The sequence below is a fragment of the Bacteroides sp. LFL-34 genome, assembly GCF_027257075.1.
GTDB lineage: Bacteria > Bacteroidota > Bacteroidia > Bacteroidales > Bacteroidaceae > Bacteroides > Bacteroides ovatus.
This window is the reverse complement of sequence record NZ_JAPQKZ010000035.1, coordinates 20,069-41,891: the sequence shown is the minus strand read 5'-3', so window position 1 is coordinate 41,891 and position 21,823 is coordinate 20,069. Positions and strand designations below refer to the sequence as shown.

Sequence of the window (21,823 nt, the reverse complement as noted above, 5' to 3'; positions counted from 1 at the left end):
TTTTCTACTATCATTTTATCATTATTTAATCAAAATAATGGCATAAAATCAATCACATCTGAAAAATTTTCCTATATTTGCAGTGAGTTAGTTGACATTTTATCAGAATTAACCTTTTAAAATATAGTATCATGAACATCCAGAAAATCATGTCCTCTTTGGAGGCTAAGCATCCCGGTGAATCTGAATATCTTCAGGCAGTGAAGGAAGTTCTTCTTTCTATCGAAGATATATACAATCAACATCCTGAATTTGAAAAAGCTAAAATCATAGAAAGATTGGTAGAACCTGATCGTATCTTCACTTTCCGTGTGACGTGGGTGGATGATAAAGGTGAGGTGCAGACCAACCTCGGTTATCGTGTACAATTCAATAATGCGATAGGCCCATATAAAGGTGGTATCCGTTTTCATGCATCCGTTAATCTTTCCATTTTGAAGTTCCTCGGTTTCGAACAAACATTCAAGAATGCACTGACTACCTTGCCTATGGGTGGCGGTAAAGGCGGTTCCGATTTCTCTCCACGCGGAAAGAGTGATGCTGAAATCATGCGTTTCTGCCAGGCATTTATGCTGGAGTTGTGGCGTCATCTCGGACCGGACATGGATGTGCCTGCCGGTGACATCGGCGTAGGAGGACGTGAAGTGGGCTATATGTTCGGCATGTACAAGAAACTGACTCGTGAATTTACCGGTACATTCACTGGTAAAGGATTAGAATTCGGCGGTTCATTGATTCGTCCGGAAGCTACTGGTTTTGGAGGACTGTATTTTGTCAATCAGATGCTTCAGGCAAAAGGGATTGATATAAAAGGTAAGACAGTAGCCATCTCCGGTTTCGGCAACGTTGCCTGGGGAGCAGCTACTAAAGCTACCGAACTGGGTGCAAAAGTGATTACGATTTCCGGTCCGGACGGATATATCTACGATCCGGATGGTATCAGCGGCGAGAAGATAGACTATATGCTCGAACTTCGTTCTTCGGGTAACGATATTGTGGCTCCTTATGCTGAACAGTATCCGAACGCAACCTTCGTAGAAGGAAAACGCCCGTGGGAAGTGAAAGCAGACATCGCACTTCCTTGCGCCACCCAGAACGAATTAAATGGAGAAGATGCTCAAAATCTCATAAAAAATGACGTACTTTGCGTCGGAGAAATTTCCAATATGGGATGTACCCCTGAAGCTATCGATCTTTTCATTGAACATAAGACGATGTACGCTCCGGGTAAAGCGGTCAACGCAGGTGGTGTAGCCACTTCCGGCTTGGAAATGTCTCAAAACGCAATGCACCTTAGCTGGAGTGCTGCCGAAGTGGACGAAAAACTCCATGCAATCATGCACGGCATCCATGCACAATGCGTGAAATACGGCACGGAACCCGACGGATACATTAATTATGTGAAGGGTGCCAACATTGCCGGATTTATGAAAGTAGCTCACGCAATGATGGGGCAAGGCGTTATTTAGAAGACTTTGTTTAGTTGTATTTGTATTTGTGGTTTGCGCTGCTCGTCTCCTGTGACAGGACGCGGGTAGCGCTATTTTTTTGAGATTAACATTATTTTCGCTGGAATTAATTATCTTTGTAGCATGATAGGTTAAATAATAGTTTGTGAATTTGTTATATGCGATAAACAACTCACAACTAATAATTTACCATTATTGGTTTTGTAATTAATAATCAAGTAATAAATAAAAAATGCTACAACCCGAATTGAAATTTCGCCGTGACAAAATTCGCAGTCTGATGGTGTCGCAGGGCATTGACGCCGCACTTATCACGTGTAATGCAAATTTAATTTACACGTATGGCTGTGTAGTCAGTGGCTATCTTTACCTCCCCCTTCATTCGCCTGCACTATTATTTTTTAAACGTCCTAATAACATCACAGGAGAGCACTCATTCTCTATCCGCAAACCGGAACAAATTGTTGATCTGCTGAAAGAACAAGGATTACCGATGCCAACCAAACTGATGTTAGAAGGTGACGAACTTCCTTATACGGAATATTGTCGTCTGGCCGGTCTCTTCCCGGAAGCGGAAGTGGTAAATGGTACCCCGTTGATTCGCCAGGCACGCAGCGTGAAAACACCTGTAGAAATTGAAATGTTCCGCCGCTCCGGCATTGCTCATGCAAAGGCTTATGAGCAGATTCCAGGTGTTTATCGTCCCGGTATGACGGATATTGAATTTTCCATCGAAATAGAACGCCTGATGCGCCTGCAAGGTTGCCTCGGAATTTTCCGGGTATTCGGACGCAGTATGGAAATATTCATGGGTAGCGTACTGACCGGAGATAATGCCGGTTACCCCTCTCCTTATGATTTTGCCTTAGGCGGTCAGGGACTTGATCCTGCCTTGCCGGGAGGAGCAAATAAAACTCCGTTAAAAGAGGGACAAAGCGTTATGGTGGACTTAGGTGGCAACTTCAACGGTTACATGAACGATATGAGCCGTGTATTCTCCATCGGCAAACTGCCCGAAGAAGCTTACACCGCCCATCAGGTTTGTCTGGATATCCAAGAAAAAATTGCTTCCATTGCCAGACCGGGTATTGCCTGTGAAGTGCTTTACGACACAGCAGTCGAAGTGGTCAAAGCAGCCGGATTTGCCGACAAATTTATGGGAACAGGACAACAAGCCAAATTTATCGGTCACGGCATCGGGCTTGAAATTAACGAAGCTCCGGTACTGGCTCCCCGCATAAAGCAACAATTAGAACCGGGTATGGTCTTTGCCCTCGAACCGAAAATCGTTATTCCGGGTGTAGGTCCCGTAGGTATCGAGAACTCTTGGGTAGTGACCAACGAAGGAATAGAAAAACTGACGAACTGCAATGAAGAAATCATTGAATTAAGTTAAACAGACGATGAAAAAGATGTGTCCGGCAAAGAACAGGCACATCTTTTTCTACTAATAATAACACACTTAACCCCCAAAACCAATGAAACAACCTTTCATTCTAACCCTTGTATCCTCTGTTGCCTGTGCTGTAACAGCCGCCAACAAAGCACCGGAAAACACCACACCGACAAAGTCAAAAACACCCAACGTTGTATTTATCTATGCCGACGATCTCGGCTACGGCGATCTGGAATGTTACGGAGCTAAAAACGTACAGACACCCAACGTCAACCGACTGGCAAAATCGGGAATCCTTTTCACCAATGCTCACGCAACAGCCGCCACCAGCACCCCTTCCCGCTACTCCATGCTAACCGGAGAATACGCATGGCGCAAAGAAGGAACGGATGTAGCGGCAGGAAATGCCGGAATGATTATCCGTCCCGAACAATACACCATGGCAGATATGTTCAAAAGTGTCGGTTACACCACTGCCGCAGTAGGCAAATGGCATCTGGGACTCGGAGATCAAACCGCCACTCAAGACTGGAATGCTCCGTTACCGTGCGCACTGGGCGATTTAGGTTTCGACTATCATTACATTATGGCAGCCACAGCCGACCGTGTACCCTGTGTATACATCGAAAACGGGAAAGTAGCCAACTATGATCCGAGTGCTCCCATCGAAGTCAGTTATCAAAAGAACTTCGAGGGTGAACCTACCGGAAAAAGTAATCCTGAATTACTTTATAACCTCAAGCCAAGTCACGGTCACGACATGTCGATCGTTAATGGAATTTCACGCATCGGTTTTATGAAAGGCGGTGGAAAGGCGCTCTGGAAAGACGAAAACATTGCTGATTCACTTACCACACACGCCATTCAATTCATCGAGGAAAACCAAAACAAACCTTTCTTTCTCTACTTTGCCACCAATGACGTACATGTGCCCCGCTTTCCTCACGACCGTTTCAGAGGAAAAAATCCGATGGGATTAAGAGGCGATGCTATCGTACAGTTCGATTATTGTGTCGGTGAAATCCTGAATACACTCGAAAAACTGGGATTAAGAGAAAATACACTCATTATTCTTTCAAGTGACAACGGCCCGGTAGTAGACGACGGATACGATGACAAAGCAGAAGAACTACTCAACGGTCATAGTCCTGCGGGACCACTACGGGGCAACAAATATAGTGCCTTTGAAGGAGGAACCCGTATTCCTGCCATCGTCAGCTGGCCTGCAGGAGTAAAAAAAGGAATGACTTCAGACTTATTGGTTTCACAAGTGGACTGGCTCGCCTCTCTCGCTTCCCTGACCGGAGCTACGATGCCTAAGAATACCGCACCGGATAGTTACAACTATCTGGGAAGTTGGCTGGGTAAAGAAAAGACAGACCGCCCGTGGGTAATAGAGCAGGCTTCTAATCACACGCTTTCTGTCCGCACCAAAGACTGGAAATACATCGAACCGAATGACGGACCGAAAATGATTCAATGGGGACCGAAGATAGAAACCGGAAACTCTAAAGAACCCCAGCTTTATAAGATGAAAGAAGTGAAAGAGGTAACCAACTATGCAAAGAATATGCCGGAGAAAGTGGCAGAACTGCAAAGTATCCTTCAAAGCGTACGCGAAGGAAAGGACTTAATCGGGAAATAATTCCAGATATGAAACACTGAAACGCTTTTATTTTAATGACAACAATATCATGAATTATCAATCAATCCCGTTGATAGGCAGTGCCCTGCTCCTATCTACCCTATCTGCCAACGGACAGAAAAAAAATACCCAGCCCAATATCCTCTTCATCCTTTGTGACGATATGGGATATGGAGACTTAGGATGCTACGGTCAACCATTTATCCGTACCCCTCATATAGACGCCATGACCGGTGAAGGAATGCGTTTTACGCAAGCATACGCAGGAAGTCCCGTCAGCGCCCCTTCCAGAGCTTCATTCATGACAGGACAACATTCAGGCCATTGTGAAGTACGAGGTAACAAGGAGTACTGGAAAAATGCACCGATCGTGGAATATGGACAGAATAAAGAATACTCAATAGTGGGGCAACACCCTTATGATCCCGACCACGTAATCCTGCCGGAGATAATGAAAGATAACGGCTATACCACAGGTATGTTCGGTAAATGGGCCGGAGGTTACGAAGGTTCCTGTTCCACTCCCGACAAACGGGGGATAGACGAATACTACGGTTATATCTGTCAGTTTCAAGCTCATCTTTATTATCCCAATTTCCTGAACCGTTATAGTAAAGCATTGGGTGACACCGGAGTGGTACGTGTAGTGATGGATGAAAACATCCAATATCCGATGTATGGTCCCGACTACCTGAAACGTCCGCAATATTCGGCCGACATGATTCACCAGAAAGCATTGGAGTGGCTGGATCAGCAAGACGGCAAACAACCGTTTTTCGGCGTATTGACTTACACCTTACCTCATGCGGAACTCGTTCAGCCGGAAGATTCTATCCTGAATGAATACAAAGCTAAATTCAACCCGGATAAAGAATTTAAGGGAAGCGAAGGCTCACGATACAACGCCATCACGCATACACACGCCCAATTTGCCGGAATGATTACCCGCCTGGACTATTACGTGGGCGAAGTTTTGAAAAAACTGAAAGAAAAAGGACTGGACGAAAACACATTGGTTATTTTCTCCAGTGACAACGGCCCTCACGAGGAAGGCGGAGCTGATCCTACTTTCTTCGGCAGAGACGGAAAACTACGCGGACTGAAACGTCAATGCCACGAAGGAGGAATACGTATTCCATTTATCGCCCGTTGGCCGGGACACATACCTGCAGGCGAAGTAAACGATCACATCTGTGCATTTTATGATTTAATGCCGACGTTCTGCGAAGTTATTGGTATCAAAGACTACGAAAAGAAATACCGCAATAAGGAAAAAGAAGTCGATTATTTCGATGGGATTTCTTTCGCCCCCACACTCCTGGGTAATAAAAAGCAAAAGAAGCATGATTTTCTGTATTGGGAATTTGATGAAACAGACCAGATTGCCGTACGCATGGATGATTGGAAAATGGTAGTGAAAAAAGGAACACCGTTCCTCTATAATCTAAAAACAGATATTCATGAGGATCATGACATAACACTCCAACATCCGGATATCGTGGAAAAGATGAAGGCTATCATCTTTGAACAACATACTCCGAATCCTCATTTTTCGGTAACGTTGCCCAAACGATAAACACACAGATAAAGAAATAATGAGTAATCAGCAGTTGGAAAGCAAGTTATCATTCATTCCTATACAGTTTTCACCACAGAGGACACGGAGGGTACAGAGGTGAATCTTGTTCATGCCGGTACTGAAATGAACTAATTTCGAGCTTGTGCAGATTTATTTTTGATACCTAATGGGGTTATGGCTAATGATACATGAATTTATTCGTCTGACAGCTGTCAGACGAATAAATCTATGTATGATGAATATTAAATCATCGCATATTACCAATTAAATCTTAGAAGAACTAAGATTAGTTCATTCCTGCCTTGTTTTACTCCAATTCAACTACTGATTCGCATAAATCAGTGTCTGAATACTATAGGATTACGATGCCTGATTTTATATCTGTTCCGTCCTTCTATCAGCGAATAGGCGTCATTCCCATCTTCTTTGCCCGTTCCAGCATGAAAGCATGAGCCGCCTCATATTCATTCGGAATCACTCCATCCAAAATTGCATCTTTAATAGCACTCTTCAAAACTCCGACTTCACGACAAGGTTCCAAGCCGAAAATCTCCATAATTTCTTCTCCGCTCACAGGTGGCTGGAAATTACGGACACGGTCCTTCTCTTCCAAATCCTTCAGTTTCTGTCGAACCAACTGGAAGTTATTCAGGAAACGCTGTTTACGTTCCATATTCTTGGAAGTAATATCCGCTTCGCAAAGCATCATCAAGTCGTCAATGTCATCACCCGCTTCAAAGAGCAGACGACGTACAGCCGAGTCTGTCACCACATCATCTGCGATAACGATCGGGCGCATGTGCAGGCTGACCAGCTTTTGTACATACTTCATCTTCTCATTCATCGGCAACTTCATCTTACGGAAGATATGCGGAATCATCTTTTCACCGATAAAGTTATGATTATGGAACGTCCATCCCGCTTTAGGTTCCCAACGCTTCGTGGCAGGTTTGGCAATATCGTGCAACAAAGCAGCCCAACGCAGCCAAAGGTTATCAGTCTTCTTGCTGATATTATCCAGCACTTCCAACGTATGATAAAAATTATCCTTGTGAGAACGCCCGTTCCGTGTTTCCACCCCCTGCAAGGCAGCAAATTCCGGAAAAATCAACGACAGCAAACCGCTGCGCTCCAAATCAATAAATCCTTTTGAGGGGATTGGAGAAAGAATAATCTTATTCAGTTCGTCCGCAATACGTTCACGGGATATAATTTCAATCCGTTCTTTATTCCGGCAAAGCGATTCGAAAGTATCATCGTCAATGTAAAAACCCAGTTGCGTAGCAAAACGGATACAACGCATCATGCGCAAGGGATCATCGCTGAAAGTAATATCCGGGTCAAGGGGAGTGCGGATTGTTTTTTCTTTCATATCCTCCAAACCTCCGAACGGATCTACCAATTCGCCAAAACGTGCTTTATTGAGACATACAGCCAGAGCATTGATCGTGAAATCGCGACGATTCTGATCGTCTTCCAGCGTGCCGTCTTCAACGATAGGTTTACGCGAATCCCGTTGATAAGACTCTTTACGTGCACCTACAAACTCTACTTCCGTGCCTCTATATTTTACTTGTGCTGTCCCGAAATTCTTGAAAACAGAAACATGAGCACCACGTCCCAACTGTTTTCCAAGGGCTTCCGCCATTGCAATTCCACTTCCTACAACTACTACATCTATATCTTTAGAGGGACGCTGCAGAAAAATATCACGAACGTAACCACCTACCACATAACACTCCATACCGAGTGTATCAGCCGTTTCGGCTATCTGTCCGAAGATGGGTTCGCTAAAATGCTGCTTCAATTCCTCTTGAGTCAACTCTATCATTCTTTTTAGTTATAAGTTTTGAGGGGACAAAATTACAAAAATAAGGGATATATTTGTATTTTTGCCGCTAATAAAACCAGTAAATAGAATTTGTGATGAAAAAACTGATTATCCTCTTTTGTGGTACGCTGGCATTAGCTGCCTGCGGAAATGGCCTTGAGAAAAAAGCCAATGAAAAACTGATGGTTGCCAAGGCTGCCTACGAACGTGGCGACTATGAAGAAGCTAAGTTACAAATTGACAGTATCAAGATTCTCTATCCCAAAGCGTTCGAAGCACGTAAGGCGGGACAGGCACTGATGCTCGATGTTGAAACAAAAGCACAACAAAAAACGCTTGCTTACCTGGATAGCGCCTTTCAGGCAAAGACAGAAGAATTCAATGCCATCAAGGACAAATTCAAACTAGAAAAAGATGCCGAATATCAACAAGTCGGCAACTATCTCTGGCCTACACAGACCATTGAAAAAAATATGCACCGTTCGTACCTCCGCTTCCAAGTGAACGAGCAAGGTATAATGAGTATGACTTCCATCTACTGTGGTGCCGGCAATATTCACCATACAAAAGTGAAAGTGATTGCTCCTGACGGCAGTTTTGCAGAAACTCCAAGCTCCAAAGACAGCTACGAGACAACGGATATGAACGAGAAAATAGAAAAAGCTGACTACAAACTAGGGGAAGACGGAAATGTGATCGAATTCCTGAATCTCAATAAAGACAAAAATATCCGTGTGGAATATATAGGCGACCGCACCTATAAAACGACAATGAGTCCAACCGACCGCCAGGCCGCAGCAGGTGTTTACGAATTAGCACAAATCCTCTCGGCCATGGAACAGATTAAAAAAGAACAAGAGGAAGCCAACCTGAAAATCGGATTCATCAATAAGAAGAAAGAACGGAAAGCACAGGAAGAAATTACCGATTAGTAAAAGGAAAGCCATCCACCAGAAAAAGCCATTGGTTAATAATAAAATAGACGGGAATAGTTGTTATTTTTCATAAACGACAACTATTCCCGTCAAATGCATAATGAGACTCTTAATCCTCTGCGTGAGAGAAAAGGCGTTTCCTGGTAGGGAGAAAAGGCGTAGTCTGCCATCATCAAACGGCGTAGCCTGATAACCAAAAACGGCGTGGTCTACACGCCTTTATTTTATCCTTCTATTCAACTGATTATTAGCCTTTTCCTGCTTTGATTTTCCGACCCGTTTTCCGGTCGTCTTCTTTTTACCGACTGCAGACTTTGTCTTTCCGGCAAAAGGATTGTTACTTTTTTTGATTGGCATAGACAGCACTTATATAAACAGTACTTATTTCTTATAATTCTTATTCTCCTTCGTAATACTCACCCAAAAACCAGCGAGCCACAAAATCCCAGTTTTCCTGCAATAACTCCTTTCCGTTCTCAAACGGGAACTGTGCTTCCGGCAACAAATCGTGTTCCATTCCATATTTCAGCAGATCGAACGGACACAAACCTTCTTCACAAAACAGCTCGTATGCTTCCTCTTCAGCCAGTTCGGCATTGTAGAGCGGATTACGTTTGTCTGCAAAATATTCGGCTACATCAGGACCGATCAACAACCCTTTCGGATTGGCAAAAACCACAAAGTTACCGAACTCCTTTAAGTCAGGCAACAAAGAATCCTCTTCATCTTCCCACTTCAACGATTGCACAAAGAAATATTTCAGCGCTTCGTAAGAGTCAAAGTATAAAAGCGGTTCACCTTTGCTCGCTTCAAGGAAACGTTCTACGTTCGTAGGCATCTTTTCTCCCGGCAAAGCTACCGGCAGAGGCATCCGCTTCTTTTGCATCAGCTCCGTTTCCATCAGCCAGTCCGTTGCCAGATAATCGCTGATAGGAGCCAATTCGAACGCAGCATCCAAACGGTTGTAAAGCGTATCCGCAAACTCCAGCAAATCCGCATCCATCGGGTTCTCTACTCCATCAAAATCATCGCCAACCGGAGAATTGATGGCCCACAAAAGGAAAACAACATCTTCACGGTTAATTTCGTCCGGCAAATATTCCTCCGTCAGTGCGTAAAAAGGCAAATAACGTCCGTAGCTTTTCCGGTGCCAATGAATAAACTGACGCCAATTTCCTCCGTCTGCTACGCAATCTTCCAAATACAAGGCACACGTCAAAGCCACTCGCTTCTGGTCTTCCTCCCACTCTCTCCCACCGTATATAAAAGAATCTGCCACCAACGGCAATAGCTGGTTAGCGAAATCCAGATACCATTCATCCGTATCCACTGCTTTTGCACGACCATGAGCGTCCAGCCATGCTTTCATATATATCTTCTGTTGCTTCATACTACAAACGTTTCAAAGCCAGTTTGATAACCTTTTCTACCGGAGCATCCGGCTCCTCCTTCAAGATAGCCAACACCACCTTCTGTGAAGGTGCAGCAGCAAAGCCTAGCATCGTCAATGCAGACACCGCCTCTTCCTGCACTTCCGCATTGGCAGGTTGCAACAACAAACCTGCGGAAGCCCCTCCGGCAGCAGACATACCCATTGTTTTTATCTTATCTTTCAGGTCGACAATCACGCGTTGCGCAGTCTTCAGCCCGATGCCTTTCACCGTTTTCAACATGTTCGCATTTTCAGTACTGATTACGTTCACCAGTTCGGCAGGCGAGAGAGCCGAAAGAATCATACGAGCCGTGTTCCCACCGATTCCGGAAACGGAAATCAATAATAGAAAAATCTCCCGTTCCTGTTTCTCGGCAAATCCGTAGAGCACATACGCATCTTCACGAATCGCCTCGTAAATATATAGCTTACAACTTTTCTTTCCCTGAATAGCCGAATAGGTATTCAAAGATATATTGGCGGCATATCCCACCCCGTTACAGTCGATCACCGCGGTTGCCGGACTTAGTTCGGCAAGTTCGCCTCTAATATATTCTATCATAACAGGGACAAAGATAAAACTTTCTCACCACAGATTACACTGATTTTCACAGATTATTCTTTTGTGCATTAGATATGAAGAATATGAAAAAAATAAAAATATTAAAGCAAATGAACCAAAGTTAGTAGTAATTTGTTTACTTTTGCAAGCAAAAGAAAGAAATTTGTTCATTAAAACCAAGAAAAGAATGAAAAAAGTAAGAGCTGCCATCGTTGGTTATGGCAACATTGGACATTATGTACTTGAAGCGCTTCAGGCGGCACCTGATTTCGAAATAGCCGGAGTCGTTCGTCGTGCAGGAGCAGAGAACAAACCGGAAGAGTTAGCAAACTACGCAGTAGTGAAGGACATAAAAGAGCTGGGAGAAGTAGACGTAGCTATTCTTTGCACGCCGACCCGCAGCGTAGAAAAATATGCAAAAGAATATCTGGCGATGGGTATTAACACGGTAGACAGTTTCGATATCCACACCGGTATCGTAGACCTGCGCCGTACCTTGAATGCTACCGCCAAAGAACATAAAGCCGTATCGATCATCTCTGCCGGATGGGATCCGGGAAGCGATTCCATCGTACGCACCATGCTGGAAGCAATTGCTCCGAAAGGCATCACCTACACCAACTTCGGTCCCGGTATGAGCATGGGACACACAGTAGCCGTAAAAGCGATTGACGGAGTGAAAGCTGCCCTTTCCATGACCATTCCGACCGGCACGGGAATCCACCGCCGCATGGTATACATCGAACTGAAAGACGGATATAAATTCGAAGAAGTAGCCGCTGCCATCAAAGCAGATCCTTACTTCGTGAACGATGAAACACACGTGAAACTCGTTCCGAGTGTAGACGCCCTGCTAGACATGGGTCATGGTGTAAATCTGACTCGCAAAGGTGTATCCGGCAAAACACAGAACCAGTTGTTCGAATTTAATATGCGTATCAATAACCCCGCACTGACCGCACAAGTACTGGTATGCGTGGCACGTGCTTCCATGAAGCAACAACCGGGATGCTACACGATGGTAGAAGTTCCCGTTATCGACCTTCTCCCCGGCGACCGCGAAGAATGGATCGGACATTTGGTATAATATATTTTATACATAAAACAAAATTAAAATAGAGAAAGGCGGTACACCTTTCTCTATTTTTTTTATCTTTGTGAGCATACTACAAAAAACACAATTATGAGAAAACTATTCATTCTCTGCGCATTTCTATTACAGCTCCTGTCGCCTGTCTACCCACAGCAAGCCACAACAGCCACCATAGAGCCCAATCTGAAATACGGAAAACCCTCCAAAGAAGCACTGTCTCTCACCTCTTATGCCCCGGACACCACCGCTACGGCTATTTATCTCTTCCATCAGGGACAAAGTGACTTCATCTACCATGACGGTTTTCAACTAACTACCGAGCACTGGGTACGCATCAAAATCCTGAAACCACAAGGAGTGTCATACGCCGACGTGTCCGTTCCCTACTACTCTCCTACCGATAAAGATGAAGGACAGGAAAGAGCCAGTGAGATAGAAGGCTGCTCCTACAATATGGAAAACGGGAAATGCATAAAAACACCCATGAAGCGGGAATCCATCTCTTTCGAACGGTTCAATAACCTGTATAAAATACTAAAATTCTCTTTGCCTGCTGTCAAAGAGGGCACTATCATCGAATATCACTACAAACTCTACTCCGACTATTTCTCACACATCGACAACTGGATGATGCAGGAAGAACTCCCGATGCTCTACAACCAGTATAAAATCACCATCCCTCATGTATTTGTCTACAACATCGAACTCCGGGGAAAGGACTACATACAAGTGAAGCAAAGAGACTCCTCCATTCATGCCACAGAACGTGAAGGCTCCGGTGCGGGTGGAGTCAGCAAAGACTTCACCGTTTCGGCACAAGAAACCACCTTTATCTCACGCAACCTTCCGGCTATCCGTCAGGACGAATCCTACTGCTGGTGTCCGGAAGACTATAAGGTGCAAGTGAGCTTCGATCTGCAAGGTACTCAATTCACCCCCAATGAATACAAACCATACAGCCAGAAATGGGAAGATGTAGACAAGCAGTTGCTCAAACCGGAAAATACACAGTTCGGCGAACACCTCTCACTCACCAACCCTTTCCGCCCTGAAACCAAACAAGCCTACAACAGCGAAATGAATTTCGAGGAGAAAATCATCTGCGCCTTCCAGGTGCTCAAAAAGAAAATGGCCTGGAACGGACGGTATCAACTCTACAGCAAAGAGCTCGAAAAAGTAATCAAAAAAGGAAGCGGCAGTAATGCCGACCTGAATTTCATCCTTATCAGCATCCTGAAAGACTTTGGACTGGAGGCCTATCCGGTGGTTATGAGCCGACGTTCATCAGGTATGCTGCCGTACAACTTTCCTTCTCTGCAAAAACTAAATACGTTCTTTGTTGCTATCCACGATATAAACAAACAAAAATATGTATTTTTAGACAGTTCTATGGACGTACCTGCCTTTAATATATTACCGCTTGAATTGTCTGTAAACAAAGCACGCATCCTTTCCCGGAAAGAGAAAGAAGAGAATAAATGGGTGAATGTGATGACTCTTTCCAACAACAAAAGTTTCATGAAAATCGATGCCCGAATAGAAGGAGATCAGGTGAAAGGACATCGCAGCACAGTTCTTTACGGACAAGAAGCTGTAGAGTATCAGGCAAATGCAAAACATAAGCAGGACAGCCTCGTCTCGAATCCCGAAAACAAGATCAGTAGTCAGAAAGAGCAACTCACTGTCACCAACCTGAAAGTGAAAAAACAAGAAAATGACTGGGCACTGATAGAAGAAGAATTCGATTTCGTCTTGCAAGTCAACCGGACGGACAATCATCTTTATATCAATCCGATGCTCTTTCCGCAACTAAAGAGTAATCCGTTTATCCAGACGGAACGGGTGCTCCCCATCGAATTTCCATATCCGTACAAGTTCACGATGTTGTCTACGCTGACTCTCCCCGAAGGCTACGAAGTGGAAGAACTCCCCCAACCACAAGCCATCCGGTCGGAAGGAGACGGCCTGCAATGCAAATATATGATTCAGAAACAGGGAAATACAATCCTGCTCAATTATGTATTCCACTTAAAGGGATATATATTCCTTTCCGAACAATATAAACAACTACAAGAACTGTGGACTAAAGTGATCGAGAAAAATAATGCGCTGATCGTACTCAAGAAAATATAAACTTTACCTATCTATACCGATGATCCGTTCCAGCTATCTCATCCTGAAGCAAATGACACATCGGGCATTCAGCCTGTCCTGTGTCCTTATCTGCCTAAGTCTGCACATACAGCCGGCATGTGCACAGGATATTCTCAAGGATGCCAATTCCGTTATCGTTGAAGCACGCACAGAGGTTCTCTGCAAATCTATGACCCAATCCATAGAAAAAGAGAGCCTGACAATCACCATCCTCAACCGTAAGGGGTTGGAAGCTGCACATTTCTTCTGCGGATGTGATATGTTCCGTTCTTTGCAGAAATTCTCCGGGGAAATCATCAATGCCGATGGACAAAGTGTACGTAAGATAAAGAAATCTGAACTACAGAAAAGTGAATACAGCTCCTCGCTTAGCACGGATGATTATTTTTATTTTTACGAATGCAATTATCCTTCTCTCCCTTTCACGGTGAAATACGAATGGGAAGTGAAGTGCAACAACGGTCTGATCGGCTATCCCCCCTTTATACCGCTGGCAGACTTCAACCAAGGTGTGGAAAAAGCGACTTACCGGATCGAACTGCCCGCAGGACAAGGATGCAGATATCGTGAACTGAACACGCAAGGAAAAGGAATCCAGGTAAAAGAATCCACCGGAGCCAACGGACAGCAAGTGATTGAAGCCACCGCCTCCAAACTCTCTCCCATCATTAAAGAACCTTTCGGACCGGATTTTACTGAACTGTTTCCACGTGTCTATTTTGCGCCTTCCGCCTTCAAGTACGACAAGTCGGAAGGCGATATGAGCAACTGGCAAAAGTACGGAGAATGGCAATACCGATTGCTCGACGGGCGCGACCTGCTCACCGAACCTTTCCGCGCCAAACTGCACGAACTGACAGCCCACTGCACTACCGACCGGGACAAGGTGAAAGCAATCTACGATTATCTGGCCAAAACCACCCGTTACGTGAGCATCCAACTAGGCATCGGAGGTTTACAGCCCATTGCCGCCGCCGATGTTTGCCGCACGGGATTCGGCGACTGTAAAGGATTGTCCAATTACACCCGCGCCATGCTGAAAGAGTTGGGAATTGCTTCCACTTATACAGTCATCAGCACCACCAACGAGCGTTTACTACCGGACTTCTCCAGTGCCAACCAGATGAATCACGTCATCCTACAAGTTCCACTTCCCCAAGATACGCTCTGGCTGGAATGTACAAACCCATCGTTTCCCTTCGGTTATGTCCACCAAGACATTGCGGGACACGACGCCTTACTCATCGAACCGACCGGCGGCCAGATGTATCGCCTGCCCACCTATCCCGACTCACTGAACACGCAGCACATCGTTGCCAACATCACCCTCTCCCCCACAGCCGAGGCACGGATAGAGGTGAACGAAATCTCCCGGATTTTCCAATATGAGAATGAAGCAGGCATCGTCTATCTGGAGCCTAACAAACAGAAAGACCGCATCCGTTCAAGCATCAACTTATCCCAAGCCGATATTCAGAACCTGCAAATCAGCGAGTGCAAGGAGCCCAATCCGTCTATCACCTTCGACTACACTGCCACCAGCAATCAATACGGGCATAAAACGGGCAACCGTCTGTTTATCCCCACCAATGTGTTCCGAAAAGAATTCAGTGTTCCTCCTGTGACGAAGCGCACCTATCCCATTTACATCAACTACGGATACACAGATACCGACAGCATCCGCATCCAACTGCCGGAAGGATATGTAATCGAAGGACTTCCGAAACCGCTTGACGTGAAAAGCAAGTTCGGCAGTTTCCATTCCGGTATTCAGGTGAAAGATAAGGAAATCTACATCACTCACCGATTGTTTATGCGCAAAGGGGTTTACAGTCCGGATGAATATGCGGCATTCATTGATTTCCGCAAGCAAGTGGCAGGACAATATGGAGGAAAAATCATTTTAAAAAAAGAATAAGGAGGGAAACGCTTTACAGAAAATAAAGTATCTTTGCGACTCAACATTTTTTGTGACTTAACCATTCAAAAAAAGGAACATTGAAGAACAAACGATACAATCATATAGAAGAATGGGCAAATACCCTTAGCCACGGAATAGGCATCCTGCTTGGAATCGTGGCCGGATATTTCCTATTGGAAAAGGCTTCCGAGAATATGGAACCGCAGTGGGCAGTTGCTTGTGTATCCGTCTATCTGGCGGGGATGCTTTCCTCTTATATCAGTTCTACGTGGTATCACGGCAGCCGTCCGGGGAAACTGAAAGAGTTGCTCCGCAAATTCGATCATGGAGCTATCTACCTGCACATCGCGGGCACCTACACTCCTTTCACGCTACTTGTCCTGCGGCATGCCGGAGGATGGGGATGGGGAATCTTCGCTTTCGTCTGGCTGTCGGCTATTGCCGGTTTCATTCTTAGCTTCAAAAAGCTGAAAGAACACAGCAACCTCGAAACGGCCTGTTATGTGGGTATGGGTGCGTGCATATTAGTGGCCATGAAGCCTTTGCTGGATCATCTGGGAGAACTGGGAGCCACTACTGCTTTCTGGTGGCTGATCGGCGGCGGAGTCTCATACATCGTGGGAGCTGTCTTTTATTCATTACGCAAACCGTATATGCATGCCACTTTCCATTTGTTTTGCCTGGGAGGCAGCATCGGACATATCATTGCGATCTGGCTGATTCTGTAAGGAATGGTAGGGACAAAAAAAAGGCTATCTATCCCAGACAGCCAATCTTTGTTAACCTTAAATCTAATACTATGAAAAACACAGTACAAAGATACGGACTTTTCGGTCATCTCCAAATTTTCAGGCCAAAGCAACCTAACTTATAACACGGTTTAATAAAAAGCAGAGGTTCGTTAACGTTTAACGCAATAAAGTTAAAAATTAACGAATCGTTTATTAACGATTTAAATGATTGAATTGCCGCTAATGAGTTTTTTTCCTTCTGAATTTGAAACGAACAAACAAACAGATTCACAAATTCGTTATATAGAAAAGAGGAACTTAAAAACGAAAACGATTTAGAACGTAAACTTATGGATTGGGAAAATCACCTGATAAAACACCTGCAATGGTCGGACTCCATCATCAACCGGGAGGCAAAAGAACACGTAGCCCGTGAAATTGCCGCCACGGCAAAAGACGGAGATGTGATAGGAGCCGGCTCCGGCTCTACAGTCTACCTGACTCTGTTCGAACTCTCACGACGAATTCGTGAAGAGCACTTGCATATCGAAGTGATTCCCGCCTCACAAGAAATCTCGATGACCTGCATACAGCTAGGCATCCCCCAAACTACCCTCTGGAACCAACGGCCCGACTGGACATTCGACGGAGCAGACGAAGTAGATCCGCAACAGAACTTGATTAAGGGACGTGGCGGAGCGATGTTCAAAGAGAAACTACTGATTAGAAGCAGCCGCAAAACGTTCATCATCATCGACCCCAGCAAGCGTGTAAATCAGTTGGGAAGCAAATTTCCCATCCCTGTAGAGGTCTTTCCGGACTCACTGACTTATGTAGAGCATGAGTTGCAGCGACTGGGTGCCTCGGAGATTGTTCTTCGTCCCGCTCGTGGCAAAGACGGACCTATCTTTACAGAAAACGGCAACTTTATCCTCGACACCCGTTTCAACGACATCGATTCTTCGCTCGAAGAACGACTGAAGGCAATCACTGGTGTTATAGAGAGCGGACTTTTCATAGGTTATGACATCAAAGTGATCGTGGCGGAATAAAATAACACAAGCTGAAAATCCCATTTTGTAGAGACGTAAATTTGATTTGTTCTAATGCAAATTAAATAGTATAGCTTTACCTTTATTTTAGTTAGTAGAACTAGGTTATCTGACACCCGGGTCTCAGACATACCGACACCCGGGTGTCAGACAACTTATACTTGCAGTCTTTTGCATTCTTCTTTACTATCACTCATAATTTCAATCACTATTAGATTGTAACATTTAACTCATACCTCCAAAACCCGAATATTAAAAACGCCTAGATAAAGAAAAACACCGGGAAATTTATTAAAAATTTGGGTAGAATATTAATCCCTTCTCAAAAATCAATGAGAAGCAAAGACTACTAAATTGATAAAGGAAGTTTCAATAAAAGAAACCGGAAGAATAGGTTAATTTTTAAAATCCGAAACAAAAACATTGAAAAACAACAAGATAGGAGAAAAAAAAGCAGAAGGAAAGGAGGAAAGAAAAATCAATAAGTCTTAGCAGAACTTGGTACATTCGTGATTGTAAACTTACCGTCAATATCAGTGATAGTACCAAGGGTAGTGCCATTCACCAATATTGAAGCACCTACGACAGGTTGCCCATCTTCTTCAGAGGTAACCAAACCGGTAACTCTGGATGTTTGCGCTGTCACTAGACCTATACCTATAAAAAGGAAGGTCATTAAGAACATCAATTTTCTTTTCATAAATTCTCTCTTAAATTTAACCTATAAACAGATTTTTTGTCTCTAACAGGTTGCAAAGATAACACTAATTATGACAAACCGAAAAAAGTGTTACGTATTTAACTAAAAAGTATCGTTTTGAAAGCAAAAAGTATTCAAAAACTGATAGGTTAAAAGAACACCTTTCCGATTTAGCATATTTTAAAAGATAATTTCTATCATAAAGATAGCACCAAAATCAGGCTTTTCAAGGAAAAGTGAACATTATTGCCTCCAAAACGGTATCTTTTTATCATTTTGCACCTTCAAAAGGGTTAAAGAACTATTAACAATGATAAAGGCAGAAACTTCTACATACCAAGTTCTGCTAAAACTTTGCGCGTTTCTTATGTAGGAATGATTTCGCAGGACGTTTCCATCAAACCGGGAGTGATAAAAGTTGTTTTGAAAAGCGACGCGAAAGCACTGGATGAGGTTGTGGTGACAGCCATGGGTATCTCACGCGAGAAAAAAGCACTGGGTTACGCCGTTCAGGACGTAAAATCGGATCAACTGACGCAAGCTGCCAACTCTAATCTGGCGGGAGCGTTGCAAGGTAAGGTGTCCGGTTTGGACGTGAAGCCTTCAAGTGGTATGCCGGGAGCTTCTTCACAGATCACTATCCGTGGTGCACGTTCTTTCTCGGGTGACAACACTCCGCTTTACGTTATTGACGGAATGCCGGTGACCAGTACGCCGGATGTTAGCACAGACATTCAGAACAATGGTAGTGTGAGCGGAGCGGACTTCGCCAACCGTGCGGTAGATATCGACCCTAATGATATTGAAAGTATCAACATTTTGAAAGGACAGGCTGCATCTGCACTTTATGGTATCCGCGCTTCCAATGGTGTGATTATCATCACAACCAAGAGTGGTAAAGGACTGGAAAAAGGCAAACCGCAGGTTAGCTTCTCTTCTAATGTCAGCTTCGATGTAGTCGGTCGTCTGCCGGAGTTCCAGAAAACATACGCACAAGGTTCGGGTGGAGTATTCAGCACTACTTCGGGAACGTCTTGGGGACCTAAGATTTCCGAACTTCCAAACGACGCAACGTATGGAGGTAACACAGATAACGAATACACGCAGAAGTTCGGTAAGCAACAAGGAAAATATTATGTTCCCCAGCGTGCAGCAGCCGGTCTTGACCCGTGGGCTACTCCACAGGCATATGACAATGCAAAAGACTTCTTCGACACAGGAATCACCTGGAGCAATTCATTGAATGTAGCGCAGATGCTCGACAAAAGCTCCTACTCTATCTCATTGGGAAATACACATCAGGACGGTATTATCTCAAGCACTGGTATGGACAGATATAATGTAAAGGTTAGTGCTGACACGAAACTGACTAACAACTGGAGTTCCGGATTTACAGCTAACTATATCACTACTTCTATCGACAAGGCAGTGACTTCCGGTAACGGTCTGTTGAGAACGGTTTACGCAGCTCCTCCCAGCTATGATCTGGCCGGTATTCCAAGTCACGTAGACGGTAACCCGTACACACAGAATTCTTTCCGTGGTAGCTTTGACAACGCTTACTGGGCGATGGAAAACAACAAATTTACGGAAGATACCAACCGCTTCTTCGGAAATGTGTATGCAAGCTATCAGACTGATTTCGGCACAACGAACCACAAGTTGAACGCGAAATACATGGTTGGTGTGGATGCTTACACCACTCACTATGTAGACAGCTACGGATATGGTAGCAACACCGGTGGCGGTCGCGGACAGATCGAGAACTACGGCTGGACAAATGCTACATACAACTCATTGCTGACCATCAACTACGACTGGCATATCAATGAAGACTGGGGACTGAACGCGGTAGTGGGTAACGAAATTATCCAAAGCAACAGAAAGAAGTATTATGAATATGGTACGAACTACAACTTCCCGGGATGGAACCACATCAACAACGCCACTACTCAACAGACAGAGGAAGAGACATGGAAAAACCGTACGGTGGGATTCTTCGGTAACGTATCGGCTTCTTACAGAAATATGCTTTATCTGACCCTCACCGGACGTCAGGACTATGTATCCAATATGCCACGTAACAACCGCTCTTTCTTCTATCCTTCTATTTCGGCTGGTTTTATCCTGACGGAATTAGATGCATTGAAAAACAATATAGTTAATCACGCCAAATTGAGAGTATCGTATGCGGAAGTAGGACAAGCAGGTGATTTCCTTGAAAACTACTACTCTACTCCTACGTATGGAGGTGGATTCTATACGTTAACTCCAATCATGTACCCGATGAAAGGTACTACCGCCTATACTCCGTACTACACGATTTTCGACCCGAAACTGAAACCGCAGAATACACGTTCGTATGAAGTGGGCGCTGACGTGAACTTCCTCGATAACTTAATCACATTCAGTTATACGTACTCACGCCAGAACGTTAAAGACCAGATTTTTGAAGTGCCTTTGGCTTCTTCTACCGGTGCTAGCAAACTGCTCACCAACGGTGGTAAGATTCATACCAACACGCATGAATTCACTCTTGGCTTCAATCCAATCCGGACGAAGAATATCAACTGGGATTTTGCATTCAACTGGACGAAGATCGACAACTACGTAGATGAACTGGCACCGGGTGTGGAGAATATCTCTCTGGGAGGATACGTTACTCCGCAGGTACGCGCTTCAGCAGGTGAGAAATTCCCTGTCATCTACGGTGTAGGCTTCAAGAGAGATGCGAATGGTAATCGTCTGGTAGACGAAAACGGTTTACCTATCGCTGGTGAAGCACAGGTTATCGGTAAGGTTTCTCCGGACTTCCTGATGGGCTTCAACACCACATTACGCTTATGGAAGTGTACAATCAGCGCAGTGCTCGATTGGAAACAGGGTGGTCAGATGTATAGTAGGACAACCGGACTGGCAGACTACTATGGTGTCAGCAAGAGAACGGAAAACCGTGATGGTACTATCATCTTTGACGGCTACAAAACTGATGGAACTAAAAACGATATCGCCATCACAGGTGCAAACGCACAACAGGTATATTACAGCCGTTTGAACGACATCGACGAATCTTCTGTATATGACAACTCTTTCATCAAACTGCGTGAAGTGGCTGTCAACTACAAAATTCTTCAAAAACGTTCGATTGAACTTTCTGTAAACGCATTTGCCAGAAACATTCTGATCTGGGCACAATTGCCTGACCTCGATCCGGAAGCCAGTCAGGGTAACAACAACATGGCAGGAGCATTTGAAGATTATTCAATGCCGCAAACAGCTAGTTTCGGCTTTGGTTTCAACATTAAATTTTAATCTGCAAGACA

General features: G+C 44.5%; 16 protein-coding genes. 11 read left to right on the top strand and 5 right to left on the bottom strand.

The genetic code is table 11. From position 1 onward, the window contains the following. Window positions 1–131: 131 nt before the first annotated feature. The 4 genes from gdhA (at window position 132) to N5O98_RS19185 (ending at window position 6,086) form a co-directional block, all read left to right on the top strand. Window positions 132–1,469 carry an NADP-specific glutamate dehydrogenase gene (gene gdhA / locus N5O98_RS19200; protein WP_004317267.1) on the top strand — a complete coding sequence of 446 codons (1,338 nt, stop codon included), beginning with the start codon at window positions 132–134 and terminating at the stop codon, window positions 1,467–1,469. Window positions 1,470–1,701: 232 nt separating this feature from the next. Next, window positions 1,702–2,865 carry a M24 family metallopeptidase gene (locus N5O98_RS19195; protein WP_004306834.1) on the top strand — a complete coding sequence of 388 codons (1,164 nt, stop codon included), beginning with the start codon at window positions 1,702–1,704 and terminating at the stop codon, window positions 2,863–2,865. 82 nt (window positions 2,866–2,947) lie between these two features. After that, window positions 2,948–4,510: a sulfatase family protein gene (locus tag N5O98_RS19190; protein ID WP_008650338.1), complete on the top strand. Its 1,563-nt coding sequence runs from the start codon at window positions 2,948–2,950 to the stop codon at window positions 4,508–4,510. A gap of 49 nt (window positions 4,511–4,559) precedes the next feature. Next, window positions 4,560–6,086, top strand: a complete 1,527-nt coding sequence (locus tag N5O98_RS19185; protein ID WP_195664255.1) for an arylsulfatase — start codon at window positions 4,560–4,562, stop codon at window positions 6,084–6,086. A gap of 400 nt (window positions 6,087–6,486) precedes the next feature. Here N5O98_RS19185 and N5O98_RS19180 read toward each other — a convergent pair whose 3' ends face one another. Further along, window positions 6,487–7,920: a CCA tRNA nucleotidyltransferase gene (locus N5O98_RS19180; protein WP_004321787.1), complete on the bottom strand. Its 1,434-nt coding sequence runs from the start codon at window positions 7,918–7,920 to the stop codon at window positions 6,487–6,489. A gap of 95 nt (window positions 7,921–8,015) precedes the next feature. On the opposite strand from N5O98_RS19180, the gene N5O98_RS19175 reads away from it, so the two are divergent. Further along, window positions 8,016–8,852 carry a hypothetical protein gene (locus N5O98_RS19175; RefSeq protein WP_004297988.1) on the top strand — a complete coding sequence of 279 codons (837 nt, stop codon included), beginning with the start codon at window positions 8,016–8,018 and terminating at the stop codon, window positions 8,850–8,852. Between the two features lie 222 nt (window positions 8,853–9,074). Here N5O98_RS19175 and N5O98_RS19170 read toward each other — a convergent pair whose 3' ends face one another. The 3 genes from N5O98_RS19170 to ruvA are packed head-to-tail and all read right to left on the bottom strand — an operon-like array spanning window position 9,075 to window position 10,849. After that, complete coding sequence (locus tag N5O98_RS19170; RefSeq protein ID WP_008998781.1) at window positions 9,075–9,212, bottom strand: hypothetical protein; 138 nt, start codon at window positions 9,210–9,212, stop codon at window positions 9,075–9,077. A gap of 40 nt (window positions 9,213–9,252) precedes the next feature. Beyond that, on the bottom strand, window positions 9,253–10,245 hold the full coding sequence (locus tag N5O98_RS19165) for a DUF3843 family protein (protein ID WP_004297985.1): 993 nt from the start codon (window positions 10,243–10,245) through the stop codon (window positions 9,253–9,255). 1 nt (window position 10,246) lies between these two features. Beyond that, a complete protein-coding gene (gene ruvA / locus N5O98_RS19160) occupies window positions 10,247–10,849 on the bottom strand; it encodes a Holliday junction branch migration protein RuvA (protein ID WP_004306823.1) in 603 nt (200 codons plus the stop codon). Window positions 10,850–11,036: 187 nt separating this feature from the next. Between ruvA and N5O98_RS19155 the strand changes: the two genes are divergently transcribed. The 5 genes from N5O98_RS19155 (at window position 11,037) to rpiA (ending at window position 17,800) form a co-directional block, all read left to right on the top strand. Next, the gene (locus N5O98_RS19155) at window positions 11,037–11,936 is read left to right on the top strand and encodes a diaminopimelate dehydrogenase (RefSeq protein WP_008776313.1); all 900 of its coding nucleotides are present in this window, start codon (window positions 11,037–11,039) and stop codon (window positions 11,934–11,936) included. Between the two features lie 96 nt (window positions 11,937–12,032). Next, on the top strand, window positions 12,033–14,075 hold the full coding sequence (locus tag N5O98_RS19150) for a DUF3857 domain-containing protein (protein WP_004310053.1): 2,043 nt from the start codon (window positions 12,033–12,035) through the stop codon (window positions 14,073–14,075). A gap of 19 nt (window positions 14,076–14,094) precedes the next feature. Then, window positions 14,095–16,014: a transglutaminase domain-containing protein gene (locus tag N5O98_RS19145; RefSeq protein WP_004310052.1), complete on the top strand. Its 1,920-nt coding sequence runs from the start codon at window positions 14,095–14,097 to the stop codon at window positions 16,012–16,014. A gap of 80 nt (window positions 16,015–16,094) precedes the next feature. Continuing rightward, window positions 16,095–16,745, top strand: a complete 651-nt coding sequence (gene trhA, locus N5O98_RS19140; protein WP_004297979.1) for a PAQR family membrane homeostasis protein TrhA — start codon at window positions 16,095–16,097, stop codon at window positions 16,743–16,745. Between the two features lie 353 nt (window positions 16,746–17,098). After that, complete coding sequence (gene rpiA, locus N5O98_RS19135) at window positions 17,099–17,800, top strand: ribose 5-phosphate isomerase A (RefSeq protein ID WP_004310051.1); 702 nt, start codon at window positions 17,099–17,101, stop codon at window positions 17,798–17,800. 478 nt (window positions 17,801–18,278) lie between these two features. Here the strand turns inward: rpiA and N5O98_RS19130 are convergent, their stop codons facing one another. Continuing rightward, a complete protein-coding gene (locus tag N5O98_RS19130) occupies window positions 18,279–18,500 on the bottom strand; it encodes a carboxypeptidase-like regulatory domain-containing protein (RefSeq protein WP_004297975.1) in 222 nt (73 codons plus the stop codon). Between the two features lie 333 nt (window positions 18,501–18,833). Between N5O98_RS19130 and N5O98_RS19125 the strand changes: the two genes are divergently transcribed. Then, complete coding sequence (locus N5O98_RS19125) at window positions 18,834–21,812, top strand: SusC/RagA family TonB-linked outer membrane protein (protein WP_225483732.1); 2,979 nt, start codon at window positions 18,834–18,836, stop codon at window positions 21,810–21,812. Window positions 21,813–21,823 lie beyond the last annotated feature (11 nt).

Coding starts and splice junctions, on each gene's coding strand:
- rpiA (WP_004310051.1), top strand. CDS start 17,099: ATGGATTGGGAAAATCACCTGATAAAACACCTGCAATGGTCGGACTCC.
- gdhA (WP_004317267.1), top strand. CDS start 132: ATGAACATCCAGAAAATCATGTCCTCTTTGGAGGCTAAGCATCCCGGT.
- ruvA (WP_004306823.1), bottom strand. CDS start 10,849: ATGATAGAATATATTAGAGGCGAACTTGCCGAACTAAGTCCGGCAACC.
- N5O98_RS19130 (WP_004297975.1), bottom strand. CDS start 18,500: ATGAAAAGAAAATTGATGTTCTTAATGACCTTCCTTTTTATAGGTATA.
- N5O98_RS19180 (WP_004321787.1), bottom strand. CDS start 7,920: ATGATAGAGTTGACTCAAGAGGAATTGAAGCAGCATTTTAGCGAACCC.
- N5O98_RS19170 (WP_008998781.1), bottom strand. CDS start 9,212: ATGCCAATCAAAAAAAGTAACAATCCTTTTGCCGGAAAGACAAAGTCT.
- N5O98_RS19155 (WP_008776313.1), top strand. CDS start 11,037: ATGAAAAAAGTAAGAGCTGCCATCGTTGGTTATGGCAACATTGGACAT.
- N5O98_RS19175 (WP_004297988.1), top strand. CDS start 8,016: ATGAAAAAACTGATTATCCTCTTTTGTGGTACGCTGGCATTAGCTGCC.
- N5O98_RS19145 (WP_004310052.1), top strand. CDS start 14,095: ATGATCCGTTCCAGCTATCTCATCCTGAAGCAAATGACACATCGGGCA.
- N5O98_RS19195 (WP_004306834.1), top strand. CDS start 1,702: ATGCTACAACCCGAATTGAAATTTCGCCGTGACAAAATTCGCAGTCTG.
- N5O98_RS19185 (WP_195664255.1), top strand. CDS start 4,560: ATGAATTATCAATCAATCCCGTTGATAGGCAGTGCCCTGCTCCTATCT.
- N5O98_RS19165 (WP_004297985.1), bottom strand. CDS start 10,245: ATGAAGCAACAGAAGATATATATGAAAGCATGGCTGGACGCTCATGGT.
- N5O98_RS19190 (WP_008650338.1), top strand. CDS start 2,948: ATGAAACAACCTTTCATTCTAACCCTTGTATCCTCTGTTGCCTGTGCT.
- N5O98_RS19150 (WP_004310053.1), top strand. CDS start 12,033: ATGAGAAAACTATTCATTCTCTGCGCATTTCTATTACAGCTCCTGTCG.